This window comes from Vibrio sp. 1874 (assembly GCF_033344395.1).
GTDB classification, from domain to species: Bacteria; Pseudomonadota; Gammaproteobacteria; order Enterobacterales; family Vibrionaceae; genus Vibrio; species Vibrio alginolyticus.
Genome location: NZ_JAWPOR010000084.1, coordinates 1 through 1,444, shown reverse-complemented (window position 1 = coordinate 1,444; position 1,444 = coordinate 1). Strand labels below are relative to the sequence as shown.

Annotated in this window: 2 protein-coding genes; both read right to left on the bottom strand. The window is 47.4% G+C overall.

Annotated elements, in window-relative coordinates:
* A partial coding sequence (locus R8N46_RS24700) for a lipocalin-like domain-containing protein (RefSeq protein ID WP_318189710.1) occupies nt 1-442 on the bottom strand: 442 nt, incomplete at its 3' end.
* On the bottom strand, nt 442-1,444 hold a 1,003-nt coding region (locus R8N46_RS24695; protein WP_318189709.1), incomplete at its 5' end, for an ABC transporter permease. The genes R8N46_RS24695 and R8N46_RS24700, both read right to left, overlap by 1 nt.

The following is a 1,444-nucleotide window of genomic DNA, read 5'->3' as shown; positions in this document are numbered from 1 at the left end:
CAGCTTGACCAATACCACCACGCGCAACACGCTGTTCTTTCCACACATGCGAACCATGGCCCACGACAACATGTGAAATGTACAGTTGCGGGTTTTGCCAACCGCTGGTTTCTCGTTCATCGGTGGCGACGCGAAAATAGCTCCACTGCACGTTGTAAGTGCGACCTTGCTTATCTTGCAGCTTCGCAAAGTAGTTCCACCATTCATGTTGATATTCAGGATGGAAGCGAAAGTCTGAAGGCAATGAGACATGCTCGTCCGGTAAAACGGGCTCAAAAATGGTTTTATTTTCTCGCGTCAGTACCGAATTGATTTCATTTTCTTGGGTAGCAGTAGGCTCTAGCCAAAACGTTGAATACAACGTCGCTCCAGTCAACATGGCAAAAACGACAACGATCAGCATCGAAGCAAAAACGCGCTTTTTAGAGTTTTGTTTTTCCACTACAACGCATCCCTCAACGACTTCATTGGCGTACTCTTAATCATTCGAATTACGGGTAACGCCCCGGCGATCATAATCGCGAGCATTGCCCAAGCGATAGTTTGTGCATATTCCCAAGGAATGGTTTGCAGTTCGAGTGACCAACCAAAAGATTGTTTAATGATGATATCAACAATTAGGTGGGCCAAGGCCAATCCTAACGGTACTGCTATAATCGCAGAAATGGCACCAAAGGCGAACAGTTGCAAGCCCCCTAGGGCAACCAACTCTTTGCCAGAAACACCCATGCATCTCAGCAGCGAGAAGTGTCTTTGACGAGAGAGTTCTCCTGCTAGGGTTGCAAAGAAAAGACCAAATACAGCAATGATAAGAGTAATGTTGCCTAACGTGCCAGCGATGGCGAACGTGTGATCAAATACTCTCATGGCTTGATTGTAGATATTGCTGTTGTCGAATACGCGGTCTTGTGGCAATCGGAAGACATTTTCTAAACGATTCTTCAACCCTTCCCCATTCACGCTGTCTTTCAGCAATACGCCTAACCCTACGTTGCCCGTTCCGGCAAACGCATAAAGCCAGTTTCGATGTGACATCATCACTTGGTTGTATGGGTTGCCATAATCGTAGTACACACCCACGACTTGCCAACCTTCACCCAGTGGCGCTTGCAGATCAATGTAATCGCCCGGACGAATATCCAGTTTGAGAGCCATAGATTCACTGACCATCAAGCTTTTAGTTTGATGTAGCTGATACCAGTAGTTTGGAACACCGAGCTTGACCGTTAGCGAATCTAGCTCTCCTTCAGAAGGGCCTGTGCTGACCACTTGCAACGCGCCATGCTCGGTAGGAACATCTTTTTCCCAGCGCCACCAAACCGATTCAACTTCTGGCTGATCTTGTAACCATGCGCTCATTCGCCCAGCCGAGTTGTTTGTTGGATAAATATAGATATCGGCGGCCAAGCGTTGGCTTAACCATTTCTCAGTGGTGTCTCTAAAG